Source organism: Lysobacter soli (assembly GCF_009755585.1).
Classification (GTDB): domain Bacteria; phylum Pseudomonadota; class Gammaproteobacteria; order Xanthomonadales; family Xanthomonadaceae; genus Lysobacter_J; species Lysobacter_J soli.
Genome location: NZ_CP046603.1, coordinates 63,122 through 81,907, shown reverse-complemented (window position 1 = coordinate 81,907; position 18,786 = coordinate 63,122). Strand labels below are relative to the sequence as shown.

At 68.9% G+C, this 18,786-nt stretch carries 16 protein-coding genes; 7 read left to right on the top strand and 9 right to left on the bottom strand.

All coding sequences use genetic code 11. From position 1 onward, the window contains the following. Positions 1-255: 255 nt before the first annotated feature. The 4 genes from GOY17_RS00355 (at position 256) to zapE (ending at position 4,570) form a co-directional block, all read left to right on the top strand. The gene (locus tag GOY17_RS00355; RefSeq protein WP_115843056.1) at positions 256-771 is read left to right on the top strand and encodes a c-type cytochrome; all 516 of its coding nucleotides are present in this window, start codon (positions 256-258) and stop codon (positions 769-771) included. A gap of 155 nt (positions 772-926) precedes the next feature. Next, on the top strand, positions 927-2,615 hold the full coding sequence (locus tag GOY17_RS00350; RefSeq protein ID WP_157028836.1) for an ExeM/NucH family extracellular endonuclease: 1,689 nt from the start codon (positions 927-929) through the stop codon (positions 2,613-2,615). A 48-nt stretch (positions 2,616-2,663) separates the two neighbouring features. Beyond that, positions 2,664-3,356 carry an alpha/beta hydrolase gene (locus tag GOY17_RS00345; RefSeq protein WP_157028835.1) on the top strand — a complete coding sequence of 231 codons (693 nt, stop codon included), beginning with the start codon at positions 2,664-2,666 and terminating at the stop codon, positions 3,354-3,356. Further along, complete coding sequence (gene zapE / locus GOY17_RS00340) at positions 3,353-4,570, top strand: cell division protein ZapE (protein WP_157028834.1); 1,218 nt, start codon at positions 3,353-3,355, stop codon at positions 4,568-4,570. Before GOY17_RS00345 ends, zapE begins: the two co-directional genes overlap by 4 nt. Here zapE and GOY17_RS00335 read toward each other — a convergent pair whose 3' ends face one another. Beyond that, positions 4,571-5,917, bottom strand: coding sequence for an APC family permease (locus tag GOY17_RS00335; RefSeq protein ID WP_157028833.1), 1,347 nt, complete (start codon positions 5,915-5,917; stop codon positions 4,571-4,573). A 379-nt stretch (positions 5,918-6,296) separates the two neighbouring features. Here GOY17_RS00335 and GOY17_RS00330 point away from each other — a divergent pair, with 379 nt between their 5' ends. Beyond that, entirely contained in the window at positions 6,297-6,890 is a 594-nt protein-coding gene (locus GOY17_RS00330) for an HAD family hydrolase (protein ID WP_157028832.1), read from the top strand. A 3-nt stretch (positions 6,891-6,893) separates the two neighbouring features. Here the strand turns inward: GOY17_RS00330 and GOY17_RS00325 are convergent, their stop codons facing one another. The 8 genes from GOY17_RS00325 to GOY17_RS18675 form a co-directional block, all read right to left on the bottom strand. Beyond that, positions 6,894-7,517 carry a DUF938 domain-containing protein gene (locus GOY17_RS00325; protein WP_157028831.1) on the bottom strand — a complete coding sequence of 208 codons (624 nt, stop codon included), beginning with the start codon at positions 7,515-7,517 and terminating at the stop codon, positions 6,894-6,896. 16 nt (positions 7,518-7,533) lie between these two features. After that, entirely contained in the window at positions 7,534-8,124 is a 591-nt protein-coding gene (gene folE / locus GOY17_RS00320) for a GTP cyclohydrolase I FolE (RefSeq protein WP_115843071.1), read from the bottom strand. Between the two features lie 201 nt (positions 8,125-8,325). Then, complete coding sequence (locus GOY17_RS00315; RefSeq protein WP_157028830.1) at positions 8,326-9,813, bottom strand: efflux transporter outer membrane subunit; 1,488 nt, start codon at positions 9,811-9,813, stop codon at positions 8,326-8,328. After that, the gene (locus GOY17_RS00310; protein WP_115843075.1) at positions 9,807-10,556 is read right to left on the bottom strand and encodes an SDR family oxidoreductase; all 750 of its coding nucleotides are present in this window, start codon (positions 10,554-10,556) and stop codon (positions 9,807-9,809) included. Before GOY17_RS00310 ends, GOY17_RS00315 begins: the two co-directional genes overlap by 7 nt. Before the next feature lie 88 nt (positions 10,557-10,644). Further along, positions 10,645-13,824 carry an efflux RND transporter permease subunit gene (locus GOY17_RS00305; RefSeq protein ID WP_115843077.1) on the bottom strand — a complete coding sequence of 1,060 codons (3,180 nt, stop codon included), beginning with the start codon at positions 13,822-13,824 and terminating at the stop codon, positions 10,645-10,647. 211 nt (positions 13,825-14,035) lie between these two features. After that, a complete protein-coding gene (locus tag GOY17_RS00300; protein ID WP_157028829.1) occupies positions 14,036-15,229 on the bottom strand; it encodes an efflux RND transporter periplasmic adaptor subunit in 1,194 nt (397 codons plus the stop codon). Further along, complete coding sequence (locus tag GOY17_RS00295) at positions 15,226-16,275, bottom strand: SDR family NAD(P)-dependent oxidoreductase (RefSeq protein WP_198173755.1); 1,050 nt, start codon at positions 16,273-16,275, stop codon at positions 15,226-15,228. The genes GOY17_RS00300 and GOY17_RS00295 overlap by 4 nt, the downstream gene beginning before the upstream one ends. Further along, complete coding sequence (locus GOY17_RS18675; RefSeq protein ID WP_198173754.1) at positions 16,272-16,553, bottom strand: DUF2798 domain-containing protein; 282 nt, start codon at positions 16,551-16,553, stop codon at positions 16,272-16,274. The genes GOY17_RS00295 and GOY17_RS18675 overlap by 4 nt, the downstream gene beginning before the upstream one ends. Before the next feature lie 162 nt (positions 16,554-16,715). Here GOY17_RS18675 and GOY17_RS00290 point away from each other — a divergent pair, with 162 nt between their 5' ends. Continuing rightward, positions 16,716-17,801: a LysR family transcriptional regulator gene (locus GOY17_RS00290; protein WP_115843086.1), complete on the top strand. Its 1,086-nt coding sequence runs from the start codon at positions 16,716-16,718 to the stop codon at positions 17,799-17,801. 201 nt (positions 17,802-18,002) lie between these two features. Beyond that, positions 18,003-18,773, top strand: a complete 771-nt coding sequence (locus GOY17_RS00285) for a phytochelatin synthase family protein (RefSeq protein ID WP_157028827.1) — start codon at positions 18,003-18,005, stop codon at positions 18,771-18,773. The last annotated feature ends 13 nt before the right edge of the window (positions 18,774-18,786 follow it).

Sequence of the window (18,786 nt, the reverse complement as noted above, 5' to 3'; positions counted from 1 at the left end):
ACTTGGCGACATCGCGGCCAGCAGCACTCGATTTAGAACGGCAGCCTCGCGGTTGCCGTTTTTGTTTTGGGCGGTCGAGCGCAGGCGGTTATGCGCGCCACACGCGGCACAGGCCGATGTGATCGCGCGCCCGGACCGCCCAAACCTGAACCTAGTGGAGCAGCCTAGCGGGCCGTATACTGGCGCGCGGCCGCTTGGGGCGGTCGATCGTCGATGGCTTCGCGTGACCCGCAAGGGCGCGCCATAGGTGGGTTTGTGCGCAATTACGACCTCGAATTCCTGAAGAAATTCTCGATGGTGATCGGCTTCCTGATGCTGGTCACGCTGGGCCTGATCGTCGCGGCCATGTTCGTGCACAGCCAGATTCCGGCGGAGATCAACCCGGACGTCGCCAAGCGCACCGAGCAGCGCATCCAGCCGGTCGGCGCGGTGTATGCCGGCAGCACGGGCGCCGCCGCGCAGCAGGCCGCCTCGGCCGCCGCCGCCGCGAAGGCCGCCTCGCAGGTCGCCTACGGCGGCACCACCGACGGTTCGGTGATCTTCAACAACCTCTGCACCGGCTGCCACACCTCCGGTGCCGGCGGCGCGCCGACGCTGGACCAGGCCCACTGGGCCGCCCGCCTGCCGAAGGGCAAGGACACGCTGCACAAGCACGCCATCGAAGGCTTCACCGGCACCGCCGGCGTGATGCCGCCGAAGGGCGGCAACCCGGCCCTGACCGACGAACAGGTCATCGCCGCGGTCGACTGGATGCTGGCGAACCTGAAGTAATCGGGACCTTCGCCGCGCCGCACGACGCCGCCTCCGGGCGGCGTTGTCGTTTCCGGGTACTGGATCCGCCAATCCGCCTCGGCGCGCCAACCCGCCGACATCCGCCCGGCACGCGCGCTCGCGATAATGCGCGCCTCTTCCGCGGCGAGCGCGCCATGACCCGTTCCATTTCCCTGCTTCGACCGGCCCTGCTCCTGTCGCCCTGCCTGCTGATCGGCTGCGCGTCCGTCCCGGGCGCGGGCGATGCCACCGCCATCGGCGCGGTGCAGGGCCACGCCGAACGCAGCGCGCTCGTCGGCCAGACCGTCACCGTGCGCGGCACCGTCAGCGCGATCGCCGAGGGCGGATGGTTCCTGCAGGACGGGGGCGACGGCGACGACGCCACGTCCGACGCGATCTTCGTCCAGCAGGCCGCACCGACCGTACAAGCGGGCGACGCGGTACGAGCGCGCGGCACCGTGGCCGAACTCGACGCGGGCCGCGGCACGCGCACGTCGCTGGTGGATGCGCAGGTCGAACGTACCGGCCGCGGTGACGTCGCCGCGCTGGCGCTCCCCGCTGCGCCGGCCGACTGGGAACGCCTGGAAGGCATGCGCATTCGCCTCGACGGACCGGTCTACCTCGCCGACAGCGGCGATCTGGCCAGGCACGGCCGCGTGCAGGTCAGCCTCGGCGAACGCCCGTGGCAGCCGACTGAACGCCACGTTCCCGGCAGCGATGGCTATCGCGCGGAAGTCGAAGGCAATGCGCGCCGCACGGTCTGGCTCGATACCGCGAATGCCGCATGGCCGGCCGGCCTGGCGCAGGCGCGCGCCGGCAGCCGCATCGACGGCGCGACGGGCGTGATCGACGAAACGAAAGCCGGCATCGCGCTCCATCTCGATGCCGCGCCCACGCTCGACGCAGCCCCGCGTCCGCAGGCGCCCCGCGTTCCCGGCACGCTGCGCGTAGCCGCGCTCAACCTCGAAAACCTGTTCAACGGGGACGGCCATGGCGGCGGATTCCCCACCCTGCGCGGCGCGCGCACGCCGCAGGAACTCACCGCGCAGCTCGCCAAGCACGTGGCGATCATCGAGGGCCTGAACGCCGACGTCGTCGCGCTGATGGAGCTGGAGAACGACGGCTACGGCAAGGAATCGAGCATCGCCACGCTGGTGGATGCGCTCAACGCCGATGGCGGCCGCTGGCGCTTCGTCGACGCGAAGCAGGGCCCGGGCGACAACCCGATCCGCGTCGGCCTGATCTATCGCGCCGACCGCATTCGCACGCTCGGCAAACCTGCGACGCTGCAGGGCGGCCCGTTCGGCGAGCACAGTCGGGTGCCGATGGCGCAGGCGTTCGCGCCGCTCAAGGGCGATGCGAACAGGCAGGCGTTCGTCGTCGTCGCGAACCACTTCAAGTCGAAGGGCTGCAAGGACGCCGACGGCCTGGACCGCGACCAGCGCGACGGCGCCTCCTGCTACAACGCGATGCGTACCGAATCGGCGCGGCGCCTGCACGCCTGGCTCGCCACGGATCCCACCGGCCACGGCGCGCGCACGCTCATCGTCGGCGACCTCAACGCCTACGCGCAGGAAGAGCCCGTGCGCACGCTGCGCGAGGCGGGCTGGCAGGACGCCTTCGTCGTCGCGGGGAACGAGGCGCCGTACAGCTACGTCTACGACGGCCAGCTCGGCCGGCTCGACCACGCGCTGCTGAGCCCGGAGTTCGCCAAGCGCCTTCGCGGCGCCGCCGAATGGCACGTCAACGCGGACGAACCCGAATCGGCCGGTTATCGCGCCGGCGGCGCGGGCCCGTGGCGCAGCTCCGACCACGACCCGCTGGTGCTGGGTTTCGATCCGTAAGCGGCGCGCCGACGGAGCCTGAATACACCAGCCCGTATCATTGAACGCATGAACCCGCCTGCCTTCCCGACCGACGCCACCGCCACGCTGACGCTGCAGGGCCCGGCCGGCGCACTGGAGATGATCGTCGAGGCCGCCGAAGCGCCGGAGCGCGACGCGGTCGCCATCGTCTGCCATCCGCTGCCGACCGACGGCGGGACGATGCACAACAAAGTCGTGACGATGGCCGCGCGCGCGCTGCGCGAGTCGGGCATCGCGACGGTGCGCTTCAACTTTCGCGGCACGGGCGCGTCGGAAGGCAGTTTCGACCAGGGTCGCGGCGAAGCCGACGACCTTCGCGCCGTCGCGGCGTGGGTGCGCGAGCAGCGTCCCGGCGCACGACTGTGGCTTGCGGGTTTCAGCTTCGGTTCGTACGTCACGCTCAAGTGCGCGAACGAACTGCATCCGGGCATGGTGATCTCGATCGCGCCACCGGCCGCGGGCCGCAACTGGGACTTCAGCACGCTCACGCCGCCGCAGTGCCCGTGGCTGGTGATCCAGGGCGAGGAAGACGAGATCGTCGATCCGCAGGCCGTGTACGCGTGGATCGACAGCCTCAAGCTCGATCCGCCGCCGGAGCTGGTGAAAATGCCCGAGACCAGCCACTTCTTCCATCGACGCCTGATGGACCTGCGCGGCGCGATCAAGAACGGCATCAGGCCGCACCTTCCGCCCGAGACGGAAGGCGTGGCGTCCGCATGAACGCAGCGATCCAGGCCGCCGGCGCGGCGGCTTCCGTGTCTTCGCCGTCGTCGCTCTATGCGGCCGGCGTTTCGCGCGGCGACTGGAACGAGGATCCCGCGCAACGCCCGGCACTGCGCGAACTCGACCGCATCCACGCCGCGCTGCTGGATCCGCCGAAGCGCGGCCTGTTCGGAGGGCTGTTCGGCAGGAAGACCGAAGTGCCGCTCGGCCTGTACCTGTGGGGCGGCGTCGGGCGCGGCAAGACGTTCCTGATCGACCTGTTCTACGACAGTCTCCCCTTGAGGGACGTGGCGGCCGAAGGCGGCGCCGACGTCCCTCTCCCGCAAGGCGGGAGAGGGGGGGACCGTTCGCAGGGCGAACGGTGGGGTGAGGGAGCGGGTAGCAAACGCCGCACGCACTTCCACCGCTTCATGCGCGAAGTGCATGCGCAGTTGCGCATGCACGCTGGCACGAGCGATCCGCTGGCGACGATCGCGCGCGAATGGGGCCGCGACCTGCGCGTGCTGGTGCTCGACGAGTTCTTCGTCAATGACATCGGCGACGCGATGCTGCTCGGCCGCCTGATGGAGCGGCTGTTCGCCGAAGGCGTGGCGCTGGTCACCACGTCCAATACCGAACCGAAGAACCTCTACAAGGACGGACTGCAGCGCGCGAGTTTCCTGCCGGCGATCGCGCAGATCGAGAAGCACTGCAAGGTGCTCTACCTCGACAGCGCGCAGGATTACCGACTGCGAGCGCTGACGCGTTCACCGGTGTACCGCGCACCGCTGGATGAAGCATCGGACACGTGGCTCGCCGAACGCTGGCGCGAACTCACCGCGACCTGTCCGCACGAAGCCGGACCGCTGGTGATCGAAGGCCGCGAGATACCGGTGCGTGCGCTCGCCGAAGGCCACGCGTGGTTCGACTTCGCCGCGCTATGCGAGGGCCCGCGTGCGGCGAGCGACTACATCGAGATCGCGACCGAATACCACACCGTGCTGGTCGGCGGCATTCCGCTGTTCGACGGCCGCAACGACGATCCGGCGCGCCGCTTCGTGCACCTCATCGACGAGCTGTACGACCGCCACGTCAACCTCGTATGCACCGCCGCGGCCGCGCCGCCGGCGCTGTATTCGGGCAAGAAGCTCGCGCACGCGTTCGAACGCACGACGTCGCGCCTGATCGAAATGCAGTCGGCGGAATTCCTTTCGCTGGAGCACCGCGGCTGATCACGCCGCCGAGCGTCGCCCGCTGCGCCCGCGCAACGCGGCGAGCACGGCGTAGACGATCACCAGCGCCGTCAGCGACACCGCGATCGCCAGCCATTCCTGCGCGCTGAGCGTGGCGAGGATCGCCGCCATCGTCGCGATCGCGATGACCGGGATCAGCGCGCCGCCGGGCAGCACCAGCGGTTCGCCGGCGCCGCGCAGGCCGATGCGCTGCGTGCGCCACGACGCCGCGGCGACGGCGGCGAACACCAGGCAGATCGCCCCGCCGGAAATCAGTGCCATCGTTTCGAAACTGCCGGCGACCGCAAGCACCGCGGCAAGGCCGGCATGCGCGGTGAGCCCGAGCACCGGCACGCGATGGCGCGCATCGACCACGCCGAACCCGCGCGGCAGGAAGCCGTCGCGGCCGAGCGCGAACAGCAGGCGCGAGGACGAGAACAGGTTGCCCATCAGGAAGCCGAGCATCGACACGCAGGCGGTCGCCAGCAGCACCGTGCGCGCAGGCGGCCAGATCGTGCCCGCCGCATCGGCGACGGGCGCCGCGCTGCCGACGAGCGACGCACCGAGCGTTCCCTGGCATACGACCTGGATGCCGATGTAGAGCAGCACGACGACGACGATCGCACCCAGCGTCGCGCGCGGCACGTGGCGCGCGGGATCGCGCACTTCGCCCGACGGCACCAGCGCGGTTTCCATGCCCGCGTACGCGAACACGACCAGCACGAGCGAGGAGCCGAGCGCGCTCCACGTCGGCATCGCACCAACGCCGAAGCTCACCTGCGTCCAGTCGACGAACGCGAGGCCGATCAACGCGAGAACGAACAGCGGCGTGAGCTTGAGCGTGGCGAGCGCGACGATCATGCGCGCGCCGAGCTTCACGCCGAACGCGTTGAGCGCGAACAGCAGCGCGTACGCGCCGACGATGAGCGTCGCGCGCGCCGCGGGTTCGGCGAACATCGGGAGCGCATGCGCGACCTGTCCCGCGAGCGCCGCGGCGACGCCGGCGCTCGATGTCACGTTGCAGATCCACATCAGTGCGCCGGTGAGAAACCCCGCGAACGGGCCGAAGCCCGCACCCACGTACGTATACGGCCCGCCCGTCGCCGACGCGCGGCTGCCGACGGCGGCGAAGCACAGCGCGATGGGAACGATCGCGAACGCACCGGCGATGAATGCCAGCGGCGCCGCCGGCCCCATGCGCGCGAGCAGCAGCGTAGGCAGCATGAAGATGCCCGCGCCGACGATGATGTTGACGATCGACGCCCCGAGCTGGAACGGCCCCAGCGCGCGCACCAGTGCGGCATCGCCCTGCAACGGTGTCCGGGAAGGCGTGGCCGCGTCGGTCATGGGCAGTCCGGGTCGGAAGGTGGGGCGAGCGTGGCATAGCGGCAACCTCCCGTCATCCCGCCCACGGCGTTGCACCTACAGCACCGTCATACCGGCGAAAGCCGGGACCCAGGCCTGCAACGTATGGCGCTCCATCGCCGGTTACCGACCGCACCGTCATTCCAGCGAAAGCTGGAATCCATGTTGATCCGGATGGTCGCGCTGATCGAAGACCGAATGAATCCGGTTTTCGCTCGAACGACGAGATGGACCGGAACGGGTGTCGGCCTGGATCCCGGCCTTCGCCGGGATGACGGTATTGGGGTGATGAGACGACGGACCATGCCGCGCAACACGCCGGCCCTTACACTCGCCGCTCCCAACCGTTCGTATCGCAACGATGAACCTCGCCTTGTTCGACTTCGACGGCACCATCACCACGCGCGAGTTGATGCCCGAGTTCGTGCGCATGGCGACGACGAAGCGGCGGTTGATGGTCGGGCGCGTCGTGCTCGCGCCGGTCTTCGTCGGTTACAAGGCGGGCGTGGTGAGTGGCAATGCGATCCGCGACCGCATCGCCGACTTCGCCTTCCGCGGCCTGCCGCAAAGCGACCTGCAAGCCGCGGGCGAGCATTTCGCGCGCGATGTCATTCCGCCGACCGTGCGTCCGGAAGCGATGGAGCGCCTGCAATGGCATCGCGATCAGGGCGACACGATCGTCGTCGTGTCCGGCTCGTTCGATCTGTATCTGTCGCACTGGTGCGCGCAGCACGGACTGGAGCTGCTGTGCTCCTCGCTGGAAGTTCGCAACGGCGTGATGACCGGGCGCTTCGAGGGCGCGCAGTGCGTGGGCGCGGAGAAGTCGCGGCGCGTGCGCGAGCACTACGACCTGTCGCGCTTTCCAGTCGTCTACGCGTACGGCGACACGCACGAAGACCGCGACCTGCTCGCGCTCGCGCATCGCCGCTGGTATCGCGGCCGCGAGGTGGAGTAAGCGTCAGGCCGAAGCCGCGCCCCGCCCCCAGACAAGGCAGCGGTTGTTCGCGGGCATCGCGACGTCTTCGTTCAGCCGCAGCCCGATGCGTTGCGCCAGCGCGTCCACGGCTTCGAAATCGCGGATCGCCGATTGCGGGTCGCGCGCTTTCAGCCAGCCGTCGAAATCGCGGTTGCTGTCGCTCGTGTAGTCGCCGTTGTAGTTGAACGGCCCATAGACGACGAGCGTCGCGTCATCGGCCACCACGTCGTCGAGCCCGGCGAAGAACGCCTCGACCTGCGACCAGCCCATGATGTGCAGCGTGTTCGCGCTGAAGATCGCGTCGAAGCGGCCGTCGGATGCGCTCGATCGCGGCCACGGGCCGGTGGACACATCGAGTTCCACCGCCGGCGGCGTATTCGGAAGCGATGCGTGTTCAAGCCACGACGCGATGCCGGGAAGATGCTCCGCGCGATCGCTGCACTGCCAGCGCAGCCAAGGCATCGCCGCGGCGAAATGCACCGCGTGCTGGCCGGTGCCGCTGCCGATTTCCAGCACGGCGTGCCGGTCGGCGAAATGGCGTTGCAGGACCGCGAGGATCGGCTCGCGGTTGCGTTCGCAGGATGGCGCGTTCGGAAGCGCGTTCACGAGCCGACGGCGCGCGTCAGCGTCCAGGGCCGACGTCGATGAACTGCAGGAACTCCGCGCGCGTGCGCGCGTCCTCGCGGAAGCTGCCGAGCATCTTCGAGGTGATCATGCTCACGCCGCGCTTGTGCACGCCGCGCGTGGTCATGCATTCGTGCGCGCCTTCGATCACCACGCCGACACCGCGCGGCTGCAGCACGTCCTGGATGACCTGCGCGATCTGCGCCGTCATCTTCTCCTGCACCTGCAGGCGGCGTGCATAAGCGTCGACCACGCGCGCGAGCTTGCTGATGCCCACCACCTTGCCGTCGGGCAGGTAGCCCACGTGCGCCTTGCCGATGATCGGCGCCATGTGGTGTTCGCAATGGCTTTCGAACTCGATGTCGCGCAGCACGATCATCTCGTCGTAGCCCTCGACTTCCTTGAAGGTGCGCATCAGGTAGTCGGCCGGATCCTCGGCGTAACCGCTGAACCAGTCCTGGTACGCCTTGGCCACGCGCTTGGGCGTATCGAGCAGGCCTTCGCGCGCCGGATCGTCGCCGGCCCAGCGCAACAGCGTGCGCACGGCGGCCTCGGCCTGGTCGCGGGTGGGCTTGTCGTCTTGCGCCATGGCACGGACTCGGTGTGTCGGGGGACGGGAATGCTACTCCACCCGGCGCGAGCGGAGAAAAAAGGCGCCGCCGGACGGGATGAGACCCGGCGACGCGAAGGGGTAACGCCATGGATCGGAAAACCGATCGACCGACGACGCCACGTGAGGGAGGGGAACTCGTGGCGCCGCCGGCCGTCGGCCAGGGGAGCGGTACAACAATCAGCGCGAAGCGACGTCCTCGCGCACCGGCACGCGCGTCGGCCAGCCGCCGGCGAGCGCCTTGTACAGCGCGACGGCGGAACTGGCGCTGCGCGTGCGCGCATCGGCGAAGGCTTCCTCGGCGGTCAGGCGCGTGCGTTCGGCATCGAGCACTTCGAACAGGTCGGCCGCGCCCGCGTCGTACCGCACGCGAGCCAGTCGCGCCGCGGTGGCACTGTCGGCGGCAGCCTGTTCGAGATGCTGGTCTTCCACACGGGTGCGCGCATAGCGGACCAGCGCGTTCTCGGTGTCTTCAAGCGCGAGCAGCACCGATTGCTGGTAACGCGCGAGTTCGCCCGCCGCGTCCGCATCGGCGGCGGCGATGCGCGCACGCACGCGGCCGATGTCGAGGAACGACCAGTCGATGCCGAGGAATGCCAGCCGCGTTTCGCTGTCGCGTTCGAACAGCGAGCTGGTGTCGATGGCCTGGCTTCCGATCAGCCCGCCGAGCGTGAAGCGCGGGAACAGGTCGGCCGTCGCGACGCCAATGCGCGCCGTCGCCGCATGCAGACGGTGTTCGGCGGCGATGACGTCGGGACGATGGCGCAGCAGTTCGCCGGGCGAACCCGGATCCAGTCGCGCCGGCAGCGCCGGCAGCGGCTTGACGGGAGTGAGTTCGGCGATCAGCGCGTCGGGCGTCTGGCCGGTCAGCACGGCGAGGCGATGCATCGTCACCGCGACCTGCGCTTCCAGCGCGGGCACGCGCGACAGCGTGGCTTCCAGCTGTGCACGCGCACGCGAGGTATCGAACTCGGTGCCGCGACCGGCATCGAAGCGCGCGTTTACCAGGCGCAGCGTTTCGCGCTGGTTCTCGGCGTTCTCCTGCGCGACGCGCAGGCGCTCCTGCAAGCCGCGCAGTTCGACGTAGCTGCGCGCGACCTCGCCGACGATGGCGACCTGCATCGCGTCGAGGTCGGACGCCGCCGCCCAAGCTTCGGCGCGCGAGGATTCCACGCCGCGACGCACGCGACCGTAGAGATCGAGTTCCCAGCTGACGTCCGCCTGCACGCTGTAGCTTTCGCCGTCGCGATCGGCACGCGACACGCCCGGCGCCTGGTCGGCGCTGGCGCGCGAATCGCTGCCGGTGGCGCTGGCGGTCACCGTCGGGAAACGGTCGAGCTTCGCATTGCGGAGCAGCGCGTTGGCGCGGTCGTAGCTGGCCAGCGCGATGCGCAGATCGTGGTTCGCGGCGAGCGCATCCTCCACCAGCCGCGTCAGCAGCGGATCGTTGAAGCTGCGCCAGAACTCGGCATCGGCCTGCGGCGACGGTGTCGGCGCCGCGTTCTGTTCGACGCCGGTGGCGATGTCGGCCGCGCGCGCATCGCTGGCGGCTTCGTCGCGCGCGAACTTCGACGGCGTCTCGATGTTGGGTCGAACGTAGTTCGGCCCGACGGCGCACGCGGCGAGCAACGCCGCCGCGACGCCGAGCGTGAGGGAGCGGATCACCATGGCAGCGTTTCTCCGAGGTAGACGTAGCCGCCGGTCGGGCCGTCGGCGCCGATGAGCGCCATCTGGACGCTGGTCTTCGCGCCGGTCGGCACGTCGATCTCGCCTTCGCCGGCGTTCATGTCGGTCTTCACGTAACCGGGGTGCACGGCGTTGACCTTGATCGGCGTGTCGCGCAGTTCGTACGCCAGGTGTACGGAGTACGAGTTGATGGCGCTCTTGGACGCGTTGTAGGCGGGGATCGACTTGAAGTCGTAGATCGGCGAACCCGGCTGCGTGTGCAGCGTCAGCGAACCGAGGAGGCTCGACACGTTGACGATGCGCGCGGCCGGCGCCTTGTGCAGCAGCGGCAGGAACGCCTGCGTGGTTTCCACCACGGCGAAGACGTTGGTCTCGAACGTTTCGCGCCACGCGGCCACGGACTGCTGCGAGGGCTTCGGCAGCGTCTTGTCCTCGACGATGATGCCGGCGTTGTTCACCAGGATGTCGAGTCGGCCGAACTTGCGGTCGACCTCCTGCACGGCGGCAGCGATGCTCGCGGTGTCGGTGACGTCAAGCACGATCGCCTCGACCGGCAGGCCTTCGCCCTGCAGCTTCAGCGCGGCGTCGACGGCGCGGCCGCGGTCGCGCCCGGCCAGCAGCGTGTGCACGCCGGCCTGCGCGAGCTGGCGGACGGTCTCGAAGCCGATGCCGCGCGTGGCGCCGGTGACGAGGGCGACCTTGGAACCGTTGGAAGAAGTGGACATGGGAACTCCTGTGGGGGTCGCGCGGGATGCGCGGAGTTTTCGGATTCGTGCGCCGGCACGGTGCGTGCCGTGCCGGCGCGGGTCTGGATCAGGCGTGCGTCTGCACCGGAGCGTGCGTGGCGACCGTCGACGTGCCGTGGCTCACCAGCGGCTTGTTCGCCAGCTTGCGCAGCGCGACGTAGAACACCGGCGTCAGGAACAGGCCGAACAGCGTCACGCCGATCATTCCGGAGAACACGGTGATGCCCGTGGCCTGGCGGACTTCGGCGCCGGCGCCGTGCGAGAGCACCAGCGGCACCGTGCCGGCGATGAACGCGATGGACGTCATCACGATCGGACGCAGACGCAGGCGGCAGGCTTCCAGCGCGGCTTCGACGATGCCCTTGCCCTGCATTTCCAGCTCGCGGGCGAACTCGACGATCAGGATCGCGTTCTTGCACGCCAGGCCCATCAGCACCACCAGGCCCACCTGCACGAAGACGTTGTTGTCGCCGGTCAGGTACACGCCCAGCAGCGCCGAGAGCATGCACATCGGCACGATCAGGATCACCGCCAGCGGCAGCGTCCAGCTTTCGTACAGCGCGGCCAGCACGAGGAAGGCGAGCAGCACGGCGAGCGGGAAGACGATCAGCGCGGCCTTGCCCTGCGTGGCCTGCTGGTAGCTCAGGTCCGTCCACTCGATGTCCATGCCGTTGGGCAGCACCTTCTGCGCGAGCTCCTCCAGCTTCGCCATCGCCTGCGCGGACGAGAGCTGGTTCACGTCGGCCTCGCCGAGGATGTCCGCCGCCGGATAGCCGTTGTAGCGGATCACCGGATCGGGGCCGAAGGTTTCGGTGACCTTCACCATCGAGCCGATCGGCACCATCTCGCCGCGATCGTTGCGCGTGCGCAGGTTGGCGATGTCCTCGACGCTGTCGCGGAACGGGCCGTCGGCCTGCGCCACGACCTGCCAGGTGCGGCCGAACATGTTGAAGTCGTTGACGTACGCCGAACCCAGGTAGGTCTGCAGCGTGTCGAACAGCTCCGTCAGCGGCACGCCCTGCGCCTTGGCCTTCACGCGGTCGACCTCGGCGTCGAGCTGCGGCACGTTGGCCTGGTAGCTCGAGTTCGGGAAGCCCAGACCCGGCGTCTGCGAACCGGCGCCCTGGAAGGCCTGCACCGCGCTCTGCAGCGCGCCGTAGCCCAGGTTGCCGCGGTCCTCGATGTAGAGCGAGTAACCCGAACCGTTGCCCAGGCCCTGGATCGGCGGCGGCTGCAGCGAGAAGGCGAAACCTTCCTGGATCGCGGAGATCTTCTGGCTCAGCTCGGCGTTGATCTCCTCGGCGCTGCGCGTGCGCTGGCCGAAGGGCTTGAGGTTGATGAAGGTCACGCCGTAGTTCGGCGTATTGCTGAACTGCAGCGGGTTCAGGCCCGGGAACGCGACGTCGTTCTGCACGCCGTCGATGCTCATCGCGATCTCGCCGATCTTCTTCAGCGCCGCGTCCGTGCGCTCGATCGAGGAACCTTCCGGCATCTTGATGCCGGCGATGAGGTAGCTCTTGTCCTGCACCGGCACGAAGCCGCGCGGCACCAGCTGGAACATCAGGCCGGTGGCGAGCAGCAGGCCGGCGTACACGACGAACACCGCGCCGCGACGGCCGAGCACCTTCGCCACGCCGTTCTGGTAACGCTCGGCGGCGGTGCCGAAGAAGCGGTTGAACGGACGGAAGATCCAGCCGAAGCCGCGTTCGATGCCACGGCTCAGCAGGTCCTTCGGCGCGCCGTGCGGCTTGAGCAGGCGCGCGGCCAGCGCCGGCGACAGCGTCAGCGAGTTGATCGCCGAGATCACCGTCGAGATGGCGATGGTCACCGCGAACTGCTTGTAGAACTGGCCCGTCACGCCCGACAGGAACGCCATCGGCACGAACACCGCGCACAGCACCAGTGCGATCGCGATGATCGGCCCGGACACTTCGCGCATCGCCATGTGCGCCGCTTCCAGCGGCGTGTGGCCGTCCTCGATGTGGCGTTCGACGTTCTCCACCACGACGATGGCGTCGTCGACCACGATGCCGATGGCGAGCACCAGCCCGAACAATGTCAGCGTGTTGATCGAGAACCCGAGCAGGTAGAGCGCGGCGAACGTGCCCACCACCGACACCGGCACCGCGATCAGCGGGATGATCGACGCGCGCCAGGTCTGCAGGAACAGGATCACCACCAGCACCACGAGCAGCGTGGCTTCCAGCAGCGTGGTGACGACCGACTTGATCGAGTCGCGCACGAAGATCGTGGTGTCGTAGATCGACTTGTATTCCACGCCCGGCGGGAAGCGCTTGGCCGCCTCGTCCATGCGGCGGATCACTTCGTCGCGGATCTGCAGCGCGTTGGCGCCCGGCGCCTGGAAGATGCCGATCGCCGCGGCGTTCTGGCCGTCAAGGCGTGCACGCATGGTGTAGTCGCCGGCGGCGAGCTCGATGCGCGCGACGTCGGACAGGCGAACCACTTCGCCGCCGTCACCGCCCTTGAGCACGATGTTGCCGAACTCTTCCGGCGTCTCGAGGCGACCGCGCGCGTTGATCGGCGTCAGGAACTGCGAGCCGTTGGGCATCGGTTCGGCGCCCAGCTGGCCGGCGGAGACCTGGATGTTCTGCTCGCGCACGGCGCGCAGGACGTCGCTGGCGGTCATGCCGCGCGAGGCGACCTTGTCCGGATCCAGCCACAGGCGCATCGCGTAGTCGCCGCCGCCGAAGGGCTGCGCTTCGCCCACGCCGGGAATGCTCGCGAGCTGGTCCTTGATGTGCAGGCGGAGATAGTTGCGCAGGTACAGCGTGTCGTACTTGCCATTCGGCGAGGTCAGGTGCACGACCATCAGGAAGACCGGCGACTGCTTCTGCGTGGTCACGCCCTGGCGCCGCACGTCCTCGGGCAGTCGCGCCAGCGCCTGGCTGACGCGGTTCTGCACGCGCACGGTGGCCTCGTCGGCGTTCACTTCGGGACGGAAGGTCACGGTGATCTGCAGCACGCCGTCGGAACTGGCGACCGACTTGACGTACATCAGGCCTTCGACGCCGCGGATGGATTCCTCCAGCGGCGTGGCGACGGTTTCGGCGATGACCTTCGGGTTGGCGCCCGGGTACACGGTGCGCACCACCACCGAAGGCGGCACGACCTCGGGGTATTCGCCGATCGGCAGCAGCGGGATCGAGATCAGGCCGGCGGCGAAGATCACGATCGACAGCACGGCGGCGAAGATCGGCCTGTCGATGAAGAACTTTGAAAAGTCCATGGAAAGGTTCCTTGTGCGGCATGGAGCCGCAACGGTCCTGGGCGATGCGGTTTTCGCGCATCGCCTGTTTCGTTGTTTTTGTCCCCCTCCCCTGCGTGCAGGGGAGGGTTGGGGAGGGGTCGCGAAGCCGCATCGCGGCGAGCTCGGCGCTGGCGCGCCTCGACCCCCTCCCAACCTCCCCCTGCAAGCAGGGGGAGGGGTCGGTCATGCCTTACTTCATCGCCACCTGCGGCTGCGGCGCCGGGGCGCCCATCGCGATGACCTTCGGCTGCACCGGCATTCCCGGGAAGAACACCTTCTGCACGCCGTGCACGATCACCTTGTCCGACGGCGCCAGGCCCGAGGTCACCACGCGCAGCCCGTCGATCACCGGGCCGAGCTTCACGTCCTTGCGCGTGGCGGCGTTCTTCTCGCCCAGCACGTAGACGTACTTGCGGTCCTGGTCGGTGAGCACGGCCTTGTCGTCGATGAGCATCGCCTTGAACTGGCCGCTGCCCTGCAACTGCACGCGTGCGTACAGGCCCGGGGTGAAGATGCGGTCCGGGTTCTTCAGCACGGCGCGCGCGCGGATGGTGCCGGTGCTCGGATCGACCTGGTTGTCGACGAAATCCACCGTGCCTTCGTGCGGATAACCCTGCTCGCTCGCCAGGCCAACGCGCACCGGGTTCTTCGTCTCGGCGCGCTCGCCCTTGCGAGCCAGTTCCTGGTAACGCAGGAAGCTCTGCTCGTCGGATTCGAAGTACACGAACACCGGATCCTGCGAGACGACGGTGGTCAGCAGCGTGGTGTCGGCGTTGGCGAGGTTGCCCTCGGTGACCATCGCGCGACCGGCGCGGCCGTTGATCGGCGAGCGCACGGAGGTGAACTGCAGGTCCAGGCGGGCGTTCTCGACCGCGGCTTCGGCGGCGCGCACGGCGGCATCGCCCTGCGTGCTGGCGGCGCGGCGCGTCTCGAACTCCTCGCGCGAGATCGCCTTGGCTTCCACCAGCGTCTGCGCGCGCTTGTCCTGCATCTGCGCGAGGCGGGCTTCGGCGCGGGCACGTTCCAGGTCGGCTTCGGCCTGCGCCAGGCGCGCCTTGTACGGGCGCGGGTCGACGACGAAGAGCAGGTCGCCCTTCTTCACTTCCTGGCCTTCCTCGTAGGCGACCTGCTGCACGTAGCCGGACACGCGCGGGCGCAGTTCGACGGTTTCGATGGCGGTGACGCGGCCGGTGAATTCATCCCAGCGGCTGACGTCCTTGTTGAGCACCTGCGCGACGCTGACTTCCGGCGGCGGCGGCATGCCCGCGCCCGGTTCGGCCTGGCTGCTGCACGCCGTCGCGATCGCGGCGACGAGCAGGCTGGTGACCAGAGCGACGGTGGGTATCCCGGTTCCGGACCGGGCGAGTGCTTTGCGTGGGGTCATGGCGAGTCTTCCTGGTTGTTGTTGTTATGCGTTGCGTTGTGATTCGGGGCGATCAGGTTCCGGAGCAGCGTGCGCGCGTCCTGTAGACACCGTGATGGCAGTAGTCCGACAGCGGGCGCGTCGTGCATGGCCTGCGACTTCGCGGCGCCGCACGCGGGCGACGACGCGATCGCGTCGCCGTTTCCGGGTTCCTGTTGATTCGTCGAAGCAGGGGACGGCGAATCGACATCCGTCGTGACACCGAAGTCGTCATCGGCGGTGTCGTCGGCCGAAGAGGGCCAGAAGCCCACTTTGGAATACGGGACGACGGCTTCGGCCGGCTGCAGGCCGTCGCCGGCTTCGGTCAGCGCGTTGATTAGCGCCAGCGCGCGCTGGCCGACGGACAGCGCGCTCGGCCACTGCTCGCACGCGTTCGCGCGGTTGAGCTCCGTGCACACGGGGCTGTCGATCGCGAGCAGCTGCACGCGGACGCCGATCGTGCGCGCTTCCTCGTGCAGCACGCGCGCGAGCATGCGCAGCGCCGCGGTCGCGATCGATCGGTGGCCATAACCGGCCCACGGGCGGTCGGCACCGGGACCGCCGATCAATACATACGTACCGGTACGTCCGCCCTGCGCGAGCAACGGCAGCAGGTGGCGGGCGGCGGCCAGGTGCGGAAGCAGGTCCTCGTCGAGCGTCTGGCGCAGGAACGCGGCGGGATGATCGAGCAGGCGACCGCGCGCGGCGCTGCCACAGACCGCGGCGACCACGCCGTCGATCGGCCGGCCGAGCTTGCTCAGGGTGCGCGCGAGGCGTTCGCCGTCGCCGTCGTTGCTGACCGAACCGGGGACGATGGTCAGGTCGGCATCGGGGAACGAGCCGCGCAGGCACTGGAGGCCGGACTTGTCGCGGGCGACCGCGATCACCGGCCGGCCGCTGGCCAGCGCGGCCTTCACCACGCCCCGGCCGACGCCGCCGGTCGCGCCCAGCACGACGACGGCGGCGCGGGCGATGCGGCGGTTCTGGCCGGCGTTCTGGGCCGATGCCTTGGGAGCAGTGGCGTTCACCGACGGCCCCACTGTCCCGGATTCGGGATGTTTACTCCCGCCAGCGGGATGGTCTCGGGCCGGGTGGCCGCACGCAGGACCGCACCGACCACCGGGAGGAGCAGCATCGCGCCCGGCAGGGCCAGCACGAAGGCCAGCACCCAGGCGAGCATCCAGAACTCGTCCGGACCCGCTGCCAGACCTTGCTGGAGCACGACCAGCGCGACGCCGACCAGCGCCGTCATGGCGACCAGCATCACCGGCAGGAAGGCGTAACGGGCTTGGCGGGGGGTCAACATGGCGGCGGGACCGGGGGAAGTTGCCGCAAAGGTTAGGCCTGCAATCGGCACTTGATTAGTCCGATTTGGAGGGAATAATTGTCCCGTCATCGGTCCAAATGCGGTCGGGCGCCCTGCCCGGCCTGTCCGCCCTTCCCCGCCGCGTCCAAGGAACCCCCCCACATGGCCCGCGATCTCAACGACACCCTGATCTTCGTCAAGGTGGTCGAGCACGGAAGTTTCATCTCCGCCGCCCGCGCACTGCAGCTGCCCAAGACCACGGTCAGCCGCAAGGTGCAGGAACTCGAAACCCGCCTCGGCGCGCAGCTGCTGCATCGCACGACGCGCAAGCTCGGCCTCACCGAGGCCGGCAACATCTACTTCGAACATTGCCAGCGCATCTCGCGCGAACTGGACGAAGCCGAAAGCGCCGTCGGCCAGTTGCAGGGCGGCCCGCGCGGCTGGCTGCGCTTCACCGCGCCGTACTCGGTGGGCATCACGTGGATCGCGCCGCTGTTGGGCGAGTTCCACGCGCGCCATCCCGAAGTGCGCGTGGAAATGGTGCTGACCAACGAACCGCTGGACATCATCGACCAGGAAATCGACGTCGCACTGCGCGTGGGCAGCCTGCCCGATTCCAACCTCATCGCGCGCAAGCTCGCCACCTTCCGCACGCAGGTCTACGCGAGCCCCGGCTACATCGCGCGCCACGGCGAACCGCTGCATCCGGACGACCTGGTGCATCACCGCACCGTCGCGATGCCGAAGCATCGCCGCAACGGGCAGTACTCGTGGTCGCTCAACGATGGCACGCGCACGGTCGACTTCCGCGTCGATCCGGTGCTCGTCGCAAACGATCCCGGCCCGCTGTGCGGCGCGCTGCTGTGCGGCGAAGGGCTGATGCTCGCCGCCGACGTCACCGTGAAGGCGTACGCCGAACAGGGTTACGTGCAGCGCGTGCTCGCCGGCTGGACGGGCCTGGATTACGAGTTCAACGCGGTGTTCCCGCGTGGCCGCGTGCAGTCGCCGAAGGTGCGCGCATTCGTCGACTTCCTCGTCGAACGCCTGAACTTCGACGCCGACTACATGCAGGTGCTCTGCCCGAACGTGCGCGCGCGCTACAAGGCCGCCGAGCAGGCCGCCGCCGATGCGATCAGCGCCGAGCTGGCGAAGGTCGCCAAGCAGCCGGAAGCCAAGGCCAAGCGCAAGGCGAAGGTGGAAGAACCCGTGGCAGCGGCCGCGCACGAAGGCGAGGAACCGGCGATCTGACTTCGCCTGTTTATCGGGAACGATGGGAAGGAACGAAGCGGCGTGCGCAAGCGCGCCGCTTCACTTTTTTGCGACACATGCGATGCGATCCGTTCAGTGATTTCACCGCGATTTCATAGCCGCAGCGCTCTGCTTCACAGGCCAGGGAGTTGGCGCGCAATCGCACGCGGGGAACCCGCGCAAGCCAACGAACGGGTCGCCATGAATCGCATCCTTGCTGCAGTGGCTGCTACTGCCGCACTCGCCCTGGCGATCGGCGGTGGCGCCGCCTGGAACAAATACCTGCGCACGCCCTCGGTGGAACTCCAGCCGATGCCCGCGCACCTCATCGCGCTGGATTCGGCCGCGGGCCAGAAGCTGCTCGCGCGTGCCGAAGCGACGGCGGATTTCGATGCGCTGATGACGCACTTCGTCCCGCAGACGCGTCGCGCGTTCTGCGGCGTCGCCAGCGCGTTGACCACGCTCAACGCCGCGCGCACCACGCCGACACCGCTGGATCAGTCGCGCCTGTTCGAACACGCGGCGGTGCGCATGCATCCGTTGAAGGTGAGCGTGATCGGGATGTCGCTCGGCGATTTCGCCGCACTCCTGCGCGCACACGGCGCACGGGTGACCGCTGTCTACGCGTCGGCGTCCAGCATCGACGAGTTCCGCGACGCCGTGCGCGCGAACCTCGCCAACGAGGGCGACTTCCTGCTGGTGAACTACCAGCGCAGCGAAGTCGGCCAGGCGCCGATGGGGCACATTTCGCCGATCGCCGCGTACGACGAGCAAAGCGACCGCGTGCTGGTGCTCGACGTCGCCGCGCACAAGTATCCGCCGACGTGGATCGAAACCGAAACCATGTGGAACGCGATGCGCGCGCCGCTCAACCCGCAGACGAAAACCACGCGCGGCTATCTGGTCATGCACGGCGACGGCGTCGGCCCCGATGCGCTGAGCGCCGGCGCGACGCTGGCCAGCGCGGATTGATCGCCCGCGCCTG

Bases quoted from the DNA above. Each gene is read 5' to 3' on its own strand.
- GOY17_RS00350 (WP_157028836.1), top strand. From the start codon at position 927: ATGACCCGTTCCATTTCCCTGCTTCGACCGGCCCTGCTCCTGTCGCCC.
- GOY17_RS00345 (WP_157028835.1), top strand. From the start codon at position 2,664: ATGAACCCGCCTGCCTTCCCGACCGACGCCACCGCCACGCTGACGCTG.
- zapE (WP_157028834.1), top strand. From the start codon at position 3,353: ATGAACGCAGCGATCCAGGCCGCCGGCGCGGCGGCTTCCGTGTCTTCG.
- GOY17_RS00335 (WP_157028833.1), bottom strand. From the start codon at position 5,917: ATGACCGACGCGGCCACGCCTTCCCGGACACCGTTGCAGGGCGATGCC.
- GOY17_RS00330 (WP_157028832.1), top strand. From the start codon at position 6,297: ATGAACCTCGCCTTGTTCGACTTCGACGGCACCATCACCACGCGCGAG.
- folE (WP_115843071.1), bottom strand. From the start codon at position 8,124: ATGGCGCAAGACGACAAGCCCACCCGCGACCAGGCCGAGGCCGCCGTG.
- GOY17_RS00315 (WP_157028830.1), bottom strand. From the start codon at position 9,813: ATGGTGATCCGCTCCCTCACGCTCGGCGTCGCGGCGGCGTTGCTCGCC.
- GOY17_RS00310 (WP_115843075.1), bottom strand. From the start codon at position 10,556: ATGTCCACTTCTTCCAACGGTTCCAAGGTCGCCCTCGTCACCGGCGCC.
- GOY17_RS00305 (WP_115843077.1), bottom strand. From the start codon at position 13,824: ATGGACTTTTCAAAGTTCTTCATCGACAGGCCGATCTTCGCCGCCGTG.
- GOY17_RS00300 (WP_157028829.1), bottom strand. From the start codon at position 15,229: ATGACCCCACGCAAAGCACTCGCCCGGTCCGGAACCGGGATACCCACC.
- GOY17_RS18675 (WP_198173754.1), bottom strand. From the start codon at position 16,553: ATGTTGACCCCCCGCCAAGCCCGTTACGCCTTCCTGCCGGTGATGCTG.
- GOY17_RS00290 (WP_115843086.1), top strand. From the start codon at position 16,716: ATGGCCCGCGATCTCAACGACACCCTGATCTTCGTCAAGGTGGTCGAG.
- GOY17_RS00285 (WP_157028827.1), top strand. From the start codon at position 18,003: ATGAATCGCATCCTTGCTGCAGTGGCTGCTACTGCCGCACTCGCCCTG.